Here is a 15,955-nt window from a genome sequence, read left to right on the forward strand (position 1 = left end):
GGGGTTGGGGGTGGGGTTATTTTATTATGGGTAATTTGGCGGACATGATATGACAGCTATTATGCAATACAGTACAGTTTTTCTTTTTGCCCTTTTCTATCATAGCTTTCAGCTTTGAGGATGTACCTCATAGCTGCCGGAAGTGCTGTATGGGTTAGCCTGTTGACTAACATTGAGGCTACAAGTAACTTAAATATCTTCCGACTCCTCATCATCGTATCTACTTTCTTCATTCTCAGGTAGTTTTGGAATGTAGAGTTAAATTTTTCCAAAATGTCTTTAACTGAAGAAATTCTTTCCCAATTACCCGGCGATGTTTTAGGAGGATTGCGCCAAGGCGATCGCATCTTAACATCTGTGCGCGAAAACTCCGCACCAGTACCAACGTTAGTTAAAGAAAATCAACAGCTTTTAGGCGATACGGACTTCGATGTGCTAATCTGCGGTGGCACTTTGGGCATTTTAATTGGTTGCGCCTTGGCGGTGAAGGGATTGCGGGTAGCATTGCTGGAACGGGGTATTTTGCGGGGGAGGGAACAAGAGTGGAATATTTCTCGCAAAGAATTAGATGTGTTTGTGGAATTAAACTTGCTGACTGAGAAAGAATTGGAGAGTGCGATCGCAACTCAATATAACCCAGCGCGAGTTAGTTTTGCTGGCGGTACAGAAGTTTGGGTAGAGGATGTCTTGAATATCGGCGTAGATCCGGTTTATCTACTAGCTACTTTGAAAACCCGATTTCTCGCTGCTGGGGGAAAGTTGTTAGAAAACACACCCTTTACCGAAGCAGTAGTTCATCCCGATGGGGTGATGATAAATAACCAATTCAAAACTCGGTTATTAATCGACGCGATGGGGCATTTTTCACCAATCACCCAACAAGCACGCCAAGGCAAAAAACCAGATGCGCTGTGCTTGGTTGTAGGAAGTTGCGCTCAAGGTTTTCCAGAAAATAACTCAGGCGATTTATTATTATCATTCACTGAGTTGCAAAATCAATGCCAATACTTCTGGGAAGCTTTTCCAGCTAGGGATGGCAGAACAACTTACTTATTTACCTACATGGATGCACATCCTGAACGTTTGAGTTTAGAAGCTCTATTTGAGGAATATCTGCGTCTTTTACCAGAATATCAGGGAGTGGAGTTGAGCAACCTGAAATTTCAACGGGCATTATTTGGTTTCTTTCCCACCTATCGCCAAAGTCCGCTAAAAACCCCTTGGAATCGTATTCTACCAGCCGGAGATAGCAGTGGTAGTCAATCTCCCTTGAGTTTTGGTGGTTTTGGGGCGATGGTGCGTCACCTCAAGCGTTTAACTTATGGCATTGACGAAGCGCTAGAAACAGAACAATTATCTGCAAAAGCGTTAACACTGCTGCAACCCTACCAGCCGAGTTTGACTGTTACCTGGTTATTTCAAAGGGCAATGAGTGTTGGTGTAAATCAGAAAATTGCCCCAGATCAAATTAACCAATTACTCTCGGCAGTATTTCAAGAAATGCAACAGTTAGGTACACCAGTGCTAAAACCCTTTTTACAAGATATAGTGCAGTTTTCGGCACTAACGCAAACACTGTTAAAAACTGGTTTATATCATCCTGGAATAGTTGCCAAGATAATTCCGCAAGTAGGTTTGGCAAGTTTGCTAGATTGGATGTTACATTACAGTAATTTAGGTGTTTACACTGCCTTATTTTCGCTAAGTCCAATGCTAGAAACATGGATTAAGAATCAACCAAAAGAACAACAATATTATTGGCATCGTTTTATTGATGCTTGGAAGTATGGTTCTGGCGGTGATTACTCAGATGAAACTTAGAATAATATCGGTGTGAGGATAACATGATGGAACGGAAATCATCAGGAATCAAATACTTTGCAGTACTGATTGGATTCCTGCGCGATCGCCAAGGTTTTCTAGAGGAAATTCGCCAAGGTACGAGATTACCAAATAAAATCATTTCGCTGCTGGTTTGCAGTTCCTTATTCATCGCTGCTTATGGCGGAATTATTGGTGCATACCATAGCTGGATGCAAGCTTTATCTTCCGCCATTAAACTCCCAGCGCTTTATTTAATCACACTTTTGATTTGTATCCCGACGTTGTTTTTTGCGAACATCATTTTTGGTTCCAAACGGAGTTTTGCCCAGCATTTAGCATTAGTCTTAACTGCGGTTTCAGTCACCAGCGTACTTTTATTTAGCTTTGCTCCAATCACGCTGTTTTTCTTAATTACCACCAATAATTACCAATTTCTAATTTTGTTAAATGTCTTTATCTTTGCCATGACTGGATTTATTGGTATTTCGTCTTTATATCAAGCCACAAGTTTAGTTTTAGAACAAGATGATGAAAGTAGTAAAACCCGCCAGAAAATTTTACAATTTTGGCTATTTCTTTACGCTTTCGTAGGCAGTCAGTTAGGATGGACTCTCAGACCGTTTTTTGGCACACCTGGTTCTGTGTTTGAACTATTCCGCGAAAGAGAAGGTAATTTCTATTTAAGCGTCATTAAATCTCTTAGCTATCTCTTTGGATTCCGTTAATTAGTCATTAGTAATTCCACAAAATATACAAACTATAAAATCATGCTGAAAAAGCAAAATCGCGGAATTCAACAATTTGGTGTTTTAGTTAATTTACTGCGCGATCGCCAGTCATTTTTAGAAGAAATTCGTCAGGGAGTACGATTACAAAATAAAATCAGTTCTCTGTTCGTAACTAGTTCTATATTTTTTGCCCTTTATGGAGCAATTATCGGTGCATCCCATAGTTGGGGACAGGCATTATCGGGCGCTATTAAGCTTCCGGTTTTCTATTTAATCACACTGATTATTTGTTTCCCAACGTTGTTCTTTTTTAATGTTTTGTTTGGTTCTCGGAGCAGTATTTTACAGCATTTCGTTGTATTACTCACATCTGTATCAGTGATTAGCGTACTTTTATTTAGCTTGGCACCAGTTACGCTATTTTTTCTAATCACTACACCCGATTCTTATCAATTTTTTAAACTGCTGAATGTATTTATTTTTGGTATTACAGGCGTATTTGGCGTGAAGTTTCTATATGAAGGAATGCAATTACTTTCTCAACAAGATGAAGTTGGTAAAAAAACCCGCACCACTATTTTAAGATCCTGGTTATTGCTTTATGCCTTTGTTGGTATGCAGTTAGGATGGTTTCTCAGGCCGTTTTTTGGTGCGCCTGACTCTAAATTTGAGTTGTTTCGGGCAGTGAAAGGCAACTTTTATTTGGATATTGTAAGGGCGATTTCCGAAATTTTAGGTTTCCGTTAATCTCAGAAAAAGATAATTACTCTAGTTCCTAATGACAACTAGTAGTTAATAAAAACCTAGCTTTTCCTCGTTCCCAGGCTGCTGCCTGAGAATGCATTCATTGAGTCTCGGACTCAATAAACCTCTTGCACAAATGCAAACTTCAAATTCCCTCTCCCAAGCGTGGGAGAGGGATTTAGGGTGAGGGCTTTAGATTCATGCAACAAGTCTAATCTCTAAAAGCTTCTTATAGACTGACTTTCAGCTTCAGCTTCAGCTTAAGGGTCAGTTTTCAGATATTCTTGTAATTGTTGGGTACGCAGTTTTGTGGTATCTTCCAAACAACCAGAATAAATGCTAGAGGCAATACTTCCGCCCTCATATCTGCTTCTTTCAAACTCACAATTGGTATCTCGAAACTTGATCCATGCAAGTTGTGCAGCAATCAATTTCTGTTTTCTAGGTCTTTCTAGTGTAGATATCAATTGTTGATAAACTTGATTCAGTTTTCTATCTGCATTCTGATAAGATAACTTCGTACATTCATTAATTGCTGCTTGAGTTTGAGGATTATTGCAGTTTAACTTTTGAACTAAGCGCATCTCAGATAAATCAGGCGTTGTACCTGCTATTGTCATCGCAGGAGTATTTAAACTGCTGAGGGTTAGTATACTGGAAAAAACTAGTAATAATTGACGCATAGCAAAATCTTTGTTGTTAAGTATAGAAATTTGATATTTTTGGTAGCCTCGAACTCAGAATCAGAGTAGGAAGTGGTATGCTCCACAAAGAGGTGTCATGGTTCATTCTGGCTACCAGTACACTCCAGCGATGGAGTTTTGGTTAAAAGAAGAACACGGCAACTGCATGAAATCGAAAAGGGATAAGCGATCGCTAGTATATATACTTATTGCATCATCCCGAAAAGGGATGAGATTTTTATTTAAGCAAATAAAATATATATTTTTGTTTGAAGTATGATATCTGTGTCTAAAATATTTTTATTATACAGCCAAATTCCGATAAAACTCTTGCATTGATCGTTAAAATAACTGTATTCTTTATATTGTTGAAAATTGTTTTTCACACAATCAATAACAAAGCACAATTTCAGCACATCGCAAAAAACATTGACTAGGCAAATCGATAAATGTCGATATCAAACCAAAATCTATGTATGCTGTTGTCGCTGGCATTATGAGTAACAGGAGCAACTCCCGAAATGAAAAATCAAATCTTTTGTTTATGTGTGTAGTGTAACAAGGAATTAAAAATTTTTTCTATTCCCTATCTCTTACAGTCCATACCTAATTTGAATAGAGAAGAGTATTGGCTAAATTTTCAATCTTTTCATCTCTCTAATCGGGGCAAGAAATCTATTCTGTGCTGGCTGAGTTTGGGATTTCAAACCCATTTTATCAACGAATCAAGACCAGGAAAATTATGACCTCTTTAGATCCTAATTTTTTTGACATCCCGGACAAAAGCCTAATCATCATCGACCCAGCCGTTGATGACTATAAAAAGCTAAATGGCAACAACTTGGAAGTCATATTTAAAGACGTAGTAGATACAGAAGTAAGAACGGTAACTTCAAAAGCAGAAAAACTGCTGAAAGCTCCACCGAAGGAATTGTTAGCGCCTCCTGGTGATTTCAATCCTACATTACTACTGTTTTTTGCATCTGTGACAGTACTGGTGTCATCTCATTGTGGTTACTGGCTTTGGCAATGGCCAGACTGGCTGTGTTTTAGTTTTAATATTATTGCTTTGCATTGTGCTGGAACAGTAATTCATGATGCTTGTCACCAATCTGCCCACCGCAATCGAATCATTAATGCCATATTAGGGCATGGTAGCGCCCTGATGCTAGGGTTTGTTTTCCCAGTGTTTACACGAGTACATTTGCAGCATCATGCTCATGTCAACGATCCCAAAGATGACCCAGATCATTTTGTTTCTACAGGTGGCCCGCTGTGGATGATTGCATTTCGATTCTTGTCCCACGAGGTGTTTTTCTTTCGACGGCGACTGTGGCGCAAATATGAGCTATGGGAATGGTTAATTAGCCGCTCAATTGTTGTTGCAATTGTTTATATCTCAGTTCAGTATCATTTTTTAATGTACGTTCTCAATTTTTGGGTTGTACCTTCTGGTATCGTAGGATTAATACTGGGCTTGTTTTTTGATTATTTGCCCCATCGTCCCTTTGTTGAACGCGATCGCTGGAAAAATGCTCGTGTATACCCTAGCCCAATTCTTAATATCCTAATTTTAGGCCAGAACTACCATTTAATTCATCATTTATGGACTTGTATTCCCTGGTACAAGTATCAGTCTACATACTATCTGATGAAGCCTTTATTAGATGAAAAAGGCTGTTATCAAACTTCAGGGTTACTACAAAAGAAAGACTTTTTAGAGTTTATTTACGATATCTTTGTAGGAATTCGCTTTTCTCATCAAAAAACTAAAAATCAAGATGAACCACAAAGTCGTAAATAAGCATTCTATCTCGTTCCCAGTCTCCGACTGGGAACGAGAGAAAACGAGGAAAGTCTTATAAAGCTAGGTTTTTAGAACTTGTGTGTACACCGTAGGACAAAGCATCGGGGAAGGGCACAATAATTTTAGGAATTATAACTATTTTATTTTTTGTAAATCAAAAAAACTGAACCAATCGGCCCAAGGTTTTCTACATAAGTTTTCTGGTTGTAATACAATCCTGGAGACATACCTCCATCAAATAAAATCCCTTCTTGAATCTTACCTAAACAGTTATTGCTAGCAATACCTTCTAGGACATTATCAAACATATCTGGCAGTAACTCTTGATTAAGTTGAGATAATTCAATCTCGGAATTAGCTTTCAAGTCATTAACTAATAAGATTACATAGCCTTGATTAGTGATAGCTGCTAGAGAGCGATTAGTTGCATTTTTACAAGCAAATTCTCCCAAATCTTGACAAATATCTTTAAACTTCCCCTGACGATAGAATCTGCCATTCCCGCCCACTAAATTGTAATTGAGAATATCATTTGTTCTTCTGCCAGCTTGAATAGTAGCCTGTCGCTGCCGGGGTGTACCTCCTGATACCCCAAAGGAAGAACGTTTATTTTTAAATGCTCCTGAATACTCTACGCCACGAGAAATATTTAAGCCTTGGGGTTTATCTTCAGTATCTATATAGTCCGCATTAATTGCAGCAATGGGTAGCTGTCCGTTTAACTTGGCATTCTCATCAGCAATGAGTTCACGAAACTGTTTTGCTACATATTCTTTACGCAGTTTACCTCTACTATCTTTGGCATAAAGTTTATGAGATAGACCAACATTAACTTTGAAATCTAATTCAGCTGATTTGGGATTAAAAATAATTACATTATTAATACCTTTAGGATTTTTTTTACCTTGATTATTGGTTTTAAAAAAATCAATACTGAACTTGGCATCTTTGCCAGGGCAACTTTTAGACGCTTTTGGGACTAAATTTGCTTCAATTTTTTGACAACCTGATAATAAGCTTGCACTGATTATCAAGATAAATAACAAAAATAATTTTTTTGTAGACATAATAATACAAAAAAAACCGCTACAGAATTACTATAGCGGGGAATAATTTAAAATTTCAGTCTGGAGTCAATCTCAGAGCCAAAACTTAAGAGAACCATTCTAAAACAGCTTCTTCTTTGGTGTTAGTATTCCGAGATGGTGTCTCACGATTAAATTTCATCTGAATTGAGCGGGTTTGCTCACCATCAGCAGCTACAGCCATAATTGGGTAGTCAATTAAACCATCCTGGAAGGACATCTGGAAGCGGAATGTTCCATCTGGATTTAGCTTAATTGGACGGCCACCAATGGTTACAGTCGCATCGGGTTCGGTTGCACCGTAGACTATCAACTCAGCATCGGCAATTAACCAGAACTTGCGCGGACGCACTGGTACGGCAGAAGCTGAGAAGCCAACACCTGACATTCCTGCACCGGAAGCGGTTAAGCCAGATACGGTAGGAGTTGCCCACATACCCACACCAGATGGGAAAATGTAGGAGCTAATGGCTTGTTCAGGACGCGCTGCACCTTGTTGGGAGCCGAAGATAGAACCAGCAACCCGTAGTGCTTCGGCAGATTCTGCTAAACCAAATATTTCGTCGTAGATGGGGTTGCCATTCACAGCATTACCAACATTGCCGTTGGCGGTAGCTGCAATCTTCTTGGCAGGAGGAACTAGTTCGTACTGAGTTTTGCCACGTAAATCTTCTTCAAAATTTACAGTGATGAAGACATCCTCAATCCAGTCAGAAGGATAGACAGGAGGAATGTGTACTCTACTAGAACGAGCTAGTACTAACCAACGACCATCAGCAGCACGATAGCCAATATCGATTGTATAATCGCGATCGCTAACTGGAACTGGTATATACCATTCTCTAGCTAGTTCATCAGCGGGATATTCTTGAATACTATGTGGGCTTTGGTATTCGATATCGATGTCGGTGACATCATAAATCCGTAGTGCTAGTTGTTGTCCGCCTTGCCGACGCAGTTCCTCTTTGTGTTCATTGGGAACATCCCAGTAAGTGTAAGCCCACTGAGGATCGCGCGGTAAGAGTACAATCCGGCTTTCACCATAGCCAGAGGGCAAATCTGCCAGTCCTTCATCAACATCAGCTAAAGATCCGCCAGTACGATCTTCCTGACCTAATTCAAACTTTGCAGCTTCCACGGTTTCTTGTGCCTCCAATGAACGAGATGGACTGAGTAAGGTTCTGCTACGCTGGACTTCTTGTATTGATGCCAGTAGTTGTGATTTACGCATTCGGCTATAGCGAGAGATGCTATATTCGCTAGCAACTTTGCGTAGTTGGCGTAAAGTCATCTCCTCTAGTGGCGGGCGTTCTTTTGCCATTAATTTGGCCTCCAGTAGTTTAAGCGGTAAATGATTTCCCCTGGTTAAAGAATGCTATGTAAAATCTCATCCATTCCAGATGAATTTTTTATCCTGACTCCTGGTTTTGCCCAGTTTTTAAGTTTTTTAATCTGTTTTTAAATTGAGCTAACACCCTTTCAATTCCTTATTGTGCCAAAATTAGCATTTCTTTGGGATCGGAGGATTTTTATTTGTTAAGTCAATATTAACCACTAAGCATATCTAGGGATCAAGGGGTAAGAAGTAGGTTTTTTAGCTGTTTCACGAATTTATCAGCCCTTCTGGGATCTAATTGTCATGTTTTCATAACATTTTTGGTGGTTTACACGTTGAGCAATAGCAACAATATCAATCTTTCATGACATTGCGCTTTTGGTTAGCCAAAAATCACAATCCACAAAGAAAGGAGTAGGATTCAAAGGGATTAGGCATTGAACCCACCACTAAATTCCTAGTTGGCCAATATCGATCGCAAACCAAAACGTGGGGCAAACTTAGTTAATCGTTACTTTAGCGATGCCTTTCTTCCCACCGTTATGTGAAATTAAGTCCCAAGATAGTGTGTACCCGACCATCGAAGAACTTAAGCTTGGCGTATAGGTTTAGGGTTTAGGGAAATAATTATGAATAAGGAAACAGTTCCTAGTCAGGCTGAAAAGTCTAATCCAGAAGGTGATGCGCCACAATTAAGTCCAGAGGTACTGGACAAAATCAAACACCCTGCGAGAATAGACGATGTTATTCGGGAGCAATCACCAGAAGAACGTAAAAGTAACCCAGCTTTAGTACCAGAAATGATTGACGATCCAACTGATGATTAATTGGGTTTGCGAAAGAGGAATCGAAAAGCTCAGATTCCCGACTTCTCTAAAAAGTCGGGAATTTTGGTATTTAGTTTTTCTTGATATATTTCTGGCGTATTGATGTTTAATAGCACAGTCATAGTCTCAAATTTGACTTGATGAATTACCGAATAAAATTCTTTGAGAACTTGACGTAAGGCTAAGTTTTCTTCACAAATATTTTGTAAGTGCATTCAACTAGTGTGTCGTAGACATTCGCATCGCGTTATTCGAGGATCTAAATCCAGCTTCAAGAAGTGACTTTCTACTCTACATTACTTGCAAATCTAAGATTAATTACCATCGTCATCTATACTAAGTTAGATTTTATAAAGATGAAATTTTATAACCAGAGTCGTATATACAGGTGCGATCGCAAAGTAATTTAATCATAAAATGTTACCTAATTTCTGAAAGATAATATCCACACCAATTCTGTTGAAGACGCACATAAAATTATAAATAATCTTCCTAATACCAGCAAAGTTTCCAAGTTTAAAAACCAACAAAACTAATGTCTGGTAATAAATTATTAATCGAAATCAATTCAGGAATTACGCGAAATTATGAAATAACATAAACACACCGTAAATGCGTCTTATTGACACAGCCTCTCCTAAAAAATACCAGCAGCTTGCCACAAAGTTCTTGCGTAAGTCCTGATATTGTGAAACCATAAATTGTAACTTGCGGATACAACTAACTAATTTGTCTCTAGCCTCACTCCAGAAAAATTACTGGTAGTACTAACAATCATGACGCGATCGCCAAATTCAGAAAACAATCAGGAACCATCTAATCGTCGTCTGTGGCTCCTGCTTTTAGGACGTACCAGTTTGGCTCTGGGTGGGGTTTTACTAGTTGGAATTATAGTTGGTGCTTGGTGGGCTAGAAACTATGTATACAAAGATTTAGCACCGTTAGTACAGCAAAATCTTGAGCAATTACTGGGGCGTCCGGTAAAAGTTGGGAACGTTGAACGTTTTTCGCTTTCTAGTCTGAGATTTAGCTCTCTATCGATACCAGCAACTCCCAGCGATCAAGATCGGGTGGTAGCAAAAGCTTTGGAGGTGCAGTTCTCGCCGCTGCAACTTCTTCTTACCCGAAAACTGGCATTAAATGTCACCTTAATTCAACCCAACGTCTACGTTCAACAGGATAAAGATGGGCGTTGGGTGACAGCCCAAGTTAAGGCTGGGGAGGGACAAAGCTTTATTCAAACTGAGTTGCAGTCACTTCAAATTCAAGATGGCAATATAGAATTGATGCCATTCGCTGCACCAACTAAACCCAAAGGCTCAGTAATATTAGATCGAGTTGGTGGGATTGCCCGATTTTCCGATCAAAATCAAAGAATCGGTTATGACTTCAATACTCAACTCACTAGGGGAGGGGCTGTTAAAATTGTTGGCGAAACCCAACTCAAAGCTCAACAAACTAACCTCCAGCTTTCAACACAAAATTTACAAGCATCTGATATCACTCGATTAATTCAGTTACCCATCGCGCTGCAAGCAGGGTATTTAAATGCTGACTTAGGGGTGCAGATTCCACCCAAACTTTCAGACATCGCAATTACGGGAACAGCTACAGCCAATCAAGTCACCGCTAAAATTCAAAATCTTCCTCAGCCGGTTTCTAATTTTAATGGGAAATTTTTATTTCAGGGTCAGACAGTTACTTTAGATAATCTGAGTACAAACTTTGGCAAAGTTCCCATTCTGGCTAATGGAACAATTAATAGTCAAACAGGTTTTAATGTTTCTGCTCAGATAAAACCTGTTACTGCGAAAAATATCTTAGATACCCTGAAAGTGAATTCGTCAGTCCCGGCTAGTGGCGAAATTCAAGCAAATATTAAAATACTAGGCGCACTTCAGCAACCAGTCGTCAGTGGTACGGTAAGTAACACCAAACCGATTCAAGTCGATCGCGTTCAATTTAAAACCATCAACACTGATTTTCGCTTGAATGCATCTCAAACTGCATCTCAACTAACTGTCTCCAATCTAAAAATAGTCCCCGCAGCAGGTGGTCAAATTATCGGCGGTGGTCAAGCTAATCTAGGAACAAAAGATGGGGTAATATTTAATGCGCAAGCTGATGGGATATCAGGAGATATACTAGCACGCAGCTATGGCGTTACTCTCCCGATCGCAGTGGGAAATGTTTCCGCAAAAGCTCAAATTTCTGGCTCACTTCGTAAACAGCCTTTAAAACTTGATGTTTCCAATGTTCAGGTAACGCCGCCAGCCGGAGGACAAATCACCGCCAATGGTCAAATTCAACTTGCTCCTCAAGGACAGGTAGGCGTAGATATTCAAGCTCAAGGTATTCCAGGAAATGCGATCGCTCAAGGTTATGGAATTTCAACTCCCATTAATGTTGGTGGTATATCTGCGAACGCAAAAATTACTGGTTCTCTGGGTACACCGTTAAACGTCAACGTTTCTCGCGTTCAAGCCAATCCAGATGTGGGAGGGCAAGTCACAGCTAGCGGACGAGTTCAGCTTGCACCCCAAGGTAGGGTAGCGTTGAATGTGCAAGCAAAAAATATACCAGGGGATGCGATCGCCAAAGCCTACAATTCCTCACCCTCCATCACCATTGGGAATGTCTCGGCAAATGCCGATATTTCCGGCACTCTGAGCAATCTGCAAACAGTCGCGCGGGTGCAAGCGCCAAGTGCCACCTATCCTACTAGCGGACGAGTTGTTGTTACCAAACAAGGAGAGAATATCGTCTTTCCCGATGCGGTTGTGAACGTCGCTGGTGGGACAATCACAGCTCAAGGTCAACTTGCACAACAACGCTGGCAAGGATCTGTCAAAACTTCTCAAATTCAACTCAGCCGTTTTTCACCACAACTGCGAGGACGGCTGAATAGCAATATACAGGTAGCTGGCACAACCCAATCCTTCCAGCTTGCGGATATTCGCGCCGCCGGACAAATCAGCCTTCCCCAAGGAGTAGCGCAGCTGGCAAAACCGCTGACTGCAAGATTTCAGTGGAATGGACAGCAGATTATCGTTGAAAACGCAAGTACCGCAGGATTTAATGCTAATGGTGCGATCGCTATTCAGTCTCCCCCAACTGGCGCACCCCAAATTACCGGATTTGATTTAAATGTACTGGCGCAGAATTTCAACTTACAAAATACTGGTTTTAAAGTTCCTGGGGACGTAGCAATAGCAGGACGACTTGATTTTAATGGAAAAGTTACAGGTACTCCAGATGTCCCCCAAGCTAATGGGAATATCCGACTGCGGAATTTCAATGTCAGTAACTTGGCATTTGACCCACTTTTAACCGGAAATGTGAATTTTCAAGGGGGACAAGGGGGAAGTCTACGATTAGCTGGGAAACAAGATCGGATTGCGCTTAACTTAGGTGCAGATTATCGTCCCACCTCATTTTTAGTTAAACGCGATGAGGCAGTTACTACAGGTAGAACTGAGGGAGATAACTTGATAATCAACGCCCAACAGTTTCCCATCGCTCTGGTTGGCGGCTTTTTACCTAACAATCAATTGAAACCATTGGGCGGGCAACTATCGGGTAATTTAGTTGTCAATCTGAATAATTATGCCATTGCGGGAGATGTGGCGATCGCAGGGCCTCGTGTTGCCAGAGTTGCAGCCGATGAATTTCGCGGCAGCATCAATTATGCTGATGGTACGGCTAGCTTGGCTAATGGTCAATTGCGGATTGGCGATAGCAACATCGCTCTCAGTGGTAATGTGCAAGCAGGGAATGATCCGCAATTTCAATTCCAAGCTAATTTTGCCCAAGCCAAAATCCAGAGACTTTTACAAGCGTTTAATATCTTCGACTTTCAAGACCTGAGTACGGGGTTGCAGCCTCCGACGTTAGCTGGTGCAGAAGCACTTGAAACTGAATCTATCAGTTTGCCCGATGCAGATTTGAAAACACAGTTAGCATATTTCTCGAATATTACAGCAGGAATTGCAAAACAACAGCAAGTAGAAACAAAACAAACCCCATCTTTGCCTAGCCTTGCAGAATTAACAGGTGCTTTAAACGGAGCAATTACAGCCAATGGCTCGTTAAAATCTGGGTTGAATGTCGGCTTTAATTTTCAAGGTGCTAACTGGCAATGGGGTAATTATTCCATTAATCAAGTTGTTGCTCAAGGCACTTTTGCCGATGGTATCGTCACCCTTTCGCCCTTGAGTGTGGGGATTAATCAAGGACTAGTGGCCTTTTCAGGACAGTTAGGAACTGACCAAGTATCTGGAAAATTGAATGTAGCCAGTCTACCTCTATCACTTTTAGAGCCTTTTATCGAAAAATACCCCGTAGATATCACTGGTAATGTAAATGCTGATGCCACTTTAGCAGGTAGTTTGCAAGACCCCAGAGTTCAAGGGAAAGTGGCGCTAGCGAATGCGACTCTTAACAAACAACCTGTGCAAACAGGAGAGGTGAATTTTGATTACAACAAAGCTCGCTTGAATTTTGATAGTACCTTACTCGTGACAGGAACGCAGCCAGTCGCCATTACAGGTAGCGTACCTGCACCGTTACCTTTTGCCGAAGTGCAACCTGATAGCAATCAAATCAGCATCAACGCCAATGTGCAAAATGAAGGATTGGCACTGTTAAATCTGTTGACCAACAATCAAGTCGCTTGGGTAGACGGTCAAGGAAAAGTAGATTTAAACGTTAAAGGTACTTTAAACGAACCAATTATTAACGGCAACGCCACATTTAATAATGCTACTTTTAGCGCTCAAGCTTTATCCGATCCTCTCACGAATGTCACAGGAACAGCACTATTTAATGGTAGTACGGTAAGCGTTGAAAATATCCAAGGTAATTACAATCAAGGGCAAGTAACTGCATCAGGTATCTTGCCAATTTTTGATGCTCAACAAGCCGCAGCGAATCCCCTCACAGTATCAATCGCAGACAAACTCAATTTTAAGCTTGCAGGATTGTATGAAGGTGGTGTTGGTGGCGATGTCGTGATTCGCGGCACAGCCTTAAAACCTGTAATTGGCGGAGAGATTAAACTGAGTGATGGTAAGGTAATTATTGGCAATTCGACTACTACCGCTAAAAAATCAGCAGCTACAACTGAGGCTAATACTAAGGTCATAAATCTAGATAGACAAGAGGCTAACTCTAACGTCACACCGACAGCAGAGAATAACACTAAGCCAGTGGCTACAGTAGATGGAAGTACTAAGCTAGTGGCGACAGCAGACGCAAGCACTCTTCCTGCAACTCCACCCAATTTACCTGTAGAGTTTGCAGATTTAAAGTTGATTTTAGACAAAGATATTCGGGTTACAACTCAGTCCTTCTTAAGCTTTGTACCAGGAGGAGAGGCATTGAGTCAGCCTTTATTGAGCTTTGACGCTAAAGGCGGCTTGACCATTAATGGTACATTAGCCAAACCACTTCCTCAAGGAGTCATTCGTTTGACAGGAGGACGACTGAGCTTATTTTCCACTGAGTTTACCTTGGCGCGGGGCTATGAACAAACTGCGCGGTTTACTCCAAGTCAAGGACTTGACCCGACTTTGGATGTTCGATTGACGGCAATTGTACCGGAAGCATCAGCAAGGAACACTCAAACTTTGGAATCACCCTTGTCTTCTGAAGTCAGCGATGTTTCTGTCAATAACTTTGGGACTTTACGTAGCGTTCGCGTTCAAGCTAGGGTGAACGGGCCAGCTAGTAAATTGGGTGAGAATCTAGAACTGACGAGCGAACCTAGCCGTAGTAAGGGAGAAATAGTTGCTCTGCTGGGTGGCTCAATTCTGGGTTCTTTTGGTCAAGCAGATGCAGGCCAAGGGCTGACTAATTTCGCTAGTTCTACCATTTTAGGTAGTTTACAAGGAACTATCACTGCGATCGGACAGGCTGTTGGTTTTAGTGAATTTCGGATATTTCCGACTCCATCTACCAATGAAGCATCGAGAGCTTCAATTCTGAATTTATCAGCAGAAGGTGTGTTTGACATCAATAAAAATTTCTCTGCCTCTTTATCACGCGCTCTTTCTAGCAATGACTCTTTTCGTTACAATGTGCTTTATCGAGTCAATGACGAAATTCTGATGCGAGGCTCAACTGATTTGGGGGATGAAAATCAACTCCAAGTTGAGTATGAAACCCGATTTTAGATTAATACGCTTGGTTAAGGGTTATTGGTGTAGATAATTGGTCTTTCTAAGACGCGATAAATCGCGTCTCTACATGAGGGTTGTAGGCTTAACTATTTGCTATTTGCTTGCGATCGCTTCCAGCGGGCGGTTACGCCATCGCAGTTTTTGCTTGCTTATCCTTGTAGAGAGGCAGAAGGTGACAACCTTCTACCTCATATCCTCTTCAATCTTCGTCAAGGGCTGGGAAAGCTTCTTCAAGCTGCCACAACCGATCTTTATTTTCAACAAACCAAATACGAGTTTCTGGAGTTAATTTACTCCAAATGTCTTCAACAGGGATGTGAGGAGATGCATACTGGTATTGCTGACCAAGTGATTTGAGATTATCTGCAACATCACGGGGAATTCCGAATTGTTCCCAGTCAACTGTTATATGTCTTCCCGAAACTCCGGCTGTAGGGTCGAAAACCAGTTGTGCCGATCTGACTAAATCAGCAAAGTGTTTCGGTTTGAGTTTGGTGATTTCCTGAATTTGGAGTGATTCGTTATGCTCTTGAGACATGATCGCCGCAGTGGTAAAGATTAGTGGTCTATTGAACTTACTGCCAGAGATTTTTATCCCAATATTTTTACTTTAGCGCAGACCCACTAACTCGATCGTGACTTAACAAGACTTGGGGTTTGAGCAAATCGTTTGAGGTGAGCAAATTTACCACACATCTATCAGTACAATATCTAAGCTAGTAATGAAAAGTTTGTAGTAAGA

Annotated in this window: 11 protein-coding genes; 6 read left to right on the forward strand and 5 right to left on the reverse strand. The window is 40.9% G+C overall.

The annotated features are described in order from the left end of the window. Positions 1-273: 273 nt before the first annotated feature. From RMX69_RS14905 to RMX69_RS14915, 3 genes are read left to right on the forward strand one after another with little or no spacing between them, the layout of a single operon-like run. Positions 274-1,821 carry an FAD-dependent oxidoreductase gene (locus RMX69_RS14905; protein ID WP_322637907.1) on the forward strand — a complete coding sequence of 516 codons (1,548 nt, stop codon included), beginning with the start codon at positions 274-276 and terminating at the stop codon, positions 1,819-1,821. Between the two features lie 23 nt (positions 1,822-1,844). Then, complete coding sequence (locus RMX69_RS14910; protein ID WP_322637908.1) at positions 1,845-2,549, forward strand: actin-binding WH2 domain-containing protein; 705 nt, start codon at positions 1,845-1,847, stop codon at positions 2,547-2,549. Between the two features lie 42 nt (positions 2,550-2,591). Next, entirely contained in the window at positions 2,592-3,299 is a 708-nt protein-coding gene (locus RMX69_RS14915; protein WP_289797152.1) for an actin-binding WH2 domain-containing protein, read from the forward strand. A gap of 257 nt (positions 3,300-3,556) precedes the next feature. Here the strand turns inward: RMX69_RS14915 and RMX69_RS14920 are convergent, their stop codons facing one another. Continuing rightward, entirely contained in the window at positions 3,557-3,979 is a 423-nt protein-coding gene (locus tag RMX69_RS14920; RefSeq protein WP_322637909.1) for a lysozyme inhibitor LprI family protein, read from the reverse strand. Positions 3,980-4,721: 742 nt separating this feature from the next. Between RMX69_RS14920 and crtR the strand changes: the two genes are divergently transcribed. Continuing rightward, a complete protein-coding gene (gene crtR / locus RMX69_RS14925; protein WP_322637910.1) occupies positions 4,722-5,783 on the forward strand; it encodes a beta-carotene hydroxylase in 1,062 nt (353 codons plus the stop codon). A 143-nt stretch (positions 5,784-5,926) separates the two neighbouring features. Here crtR and RMX69_RS14930 read toward each other — a convergent pair whose 3' ends face one another. Together RMX69_RS14930 and RMX69_RS14935 are read right to left on the reverse strand one after the other, a co-directional pair. Continuing rightward, complete coding sequence (locus RMX69_RS14930) at positions 5,927-6,853, reverse strand: phosphodiester glycosidase family protein (RefSeq protein WP_289797155.1); 927 nt, start codon at positions 6,851-6,853, stop codon at positions 5,927-5,929. Positions 6,854-6,938: 85 nt separating this feature from the next. Beyond that, the gene (locus RMX69_RS14935; protein ID WP_289797156.1) at positions 6,939-8,192 is read right to left on the reverse strand and encodes a DUF4912 domain-containing protein; all 1,254 of its coding nucleotides are present in this window, start codon (positions 8,190-8,192) and stop codon (positions 6,939-6,941) included. Positions 8,193-8,836: 644 nt separating this feature from the next. On the opposite strand from RMX69_RS14935, the gene RMX69_RS14940 reads away from it, so the two are divergent. Beyond that, complete coding sequence (locus RMX69_RS14940; RefSeq protein ID WP_289797157.1) at positions 8,837-9,034, forward strand: hypothetical protein; 198 nt, start codon at positions 8,837-8,839, stop codon at positions 9,032-9,034. 29 nt (positions 9,035-9,063) lie between these two features. On the opposite strand, the gene RMX69_RS14945 is transcribed toward RMX69_RS14940, so the two are convergent. Next, positions 9,064-9,249, reverse strand: coding sequence for a hypothetical protein (locus RMX69_RS14945; RefSeq protein ID WP_289797158.1), 186 nt, complete (start codon positions 9,247-9,249; stop codon positions 9,064-9,066). 561 nt (positions 9,250-9,810) lie between these two features. On the opposite strand from RMX69_RS14945, the gene RMX69_RS14950 reads away from it, so the two are divergent. Further along, complete coding sequence (locus tag RMX69_RS14950) at positions 9,811-15,207, forward strand: translocation/assembly module TamB domain-containing protein (protein ID WP_322637911.1); 5,397 nt, start codon at positions 9,811-9,813, stop codon at positions 15,205-15,207. Between the two features lie 205 nt (positions 15,208-15,412). Here the strand turns inward: RMX69_RS14950 and RMX69_RS14955 are convergent, their stop codons facing one another. After that, complete coding sequence (locus RMX69_RS14955) at positions 15,413-15,751, reverse strand: hypothetical protein (protein WP_289797160.1); 339 nt, start codon at positions 15,749-15,751, stop codon at positions 15,413-15,415. Positions 15,752-15,955: the final 204 nt, after the last annotated feature.

This window comes from Nostoc sp. EspVER01 (assembly GCF_034530635.1).
Taxonomy (GTDB): domain Bacteria; phylum Cyanobacteriota; class Cyanobacteriia; order Cyanobacteriales; family Nostocaceae; genus Nostoc.

Excerpts from the sequence above, each read along its gene's own strand:
- crtR (WP_322637910.1), top strand. The coding sequence starts at position 4,722 with ATGACCTCTTTAGATCCTAATTTTTTTGACATCCCGGACAAAAGCCTA.
- RMX69_RS14905 (WP_322637907.1), top strand. The coding sequence starts at position 274 with ATGTCTTTAACTGAAGAAATTCTTTCCCAATTACCCGGCGATGTTTTA.
- RMX69_RS14955 (WP_289797160.1), bottom strand. The coding sequence starts at position 15,751 with ATGTCTCAAGAGCATAACGAATCACTCCAAATTCAGGAAATCACCAAA.
- RMX69_RS14930 (WP_289797155.1), bottom strand. The coding sequence starts at position 6,853 with ATGTCTACAAAAAAATTATTTTTGTTATTTATCTTGATAATCAGTGCA.
- RMX69_RS14920 (WP_322637909.1), bottom strand. The coding sequence starts at position 3,979 with ATGCGTCAATTATTACTAGTTTTTTCCAGTATACTAACCCTCAGCAGT.
- RMX69_RS14950 (WP_322637911.1), top strand. The coding sequence starts at position 9,811 with ATGACGCGATCGCCAAATTCAGAAAACAATCAGGAACCATCTAATCGT.
- RMX69_RS14940 (WP_289797157.1), top strand. The coding sequence starts at position 8,837 with ATGAATAAGGAAACAGTTCCTAGTCAGGCTGAAAAGTCTAATCCAGAA.
- RMX69_RS14915 (WP_289797152.1), top strand. The coding sequence starts at position 2,592 with ATGCTGAAAAAGCAAAATCGCGGAATTCAACAATTTGGTGTTTTAGTT.
- RMX69_RS14910 (WP_322637908.1), top strand. The coding sequence starts at position 1,845 with ATGATGGAACGGAAATCATCAGGAATCAAATACTTTGCAGTACTGATT.
- RMX69_RS14935 (WP_289797156.1), bottom strand. The coding sequence starts at position 8,192 with ATGGCAAAAGAACGCCCGCCACTAGAGGAGATGACTTTACGCCAACTA.
- RMX69_RS14945 (WP_289797158.1), bottom strand. The coding sequence starts at position 9,249 with ATGCACTTACAAAATATTTGTGAAGAAAACTTAGCCTTACGTCAAGTT.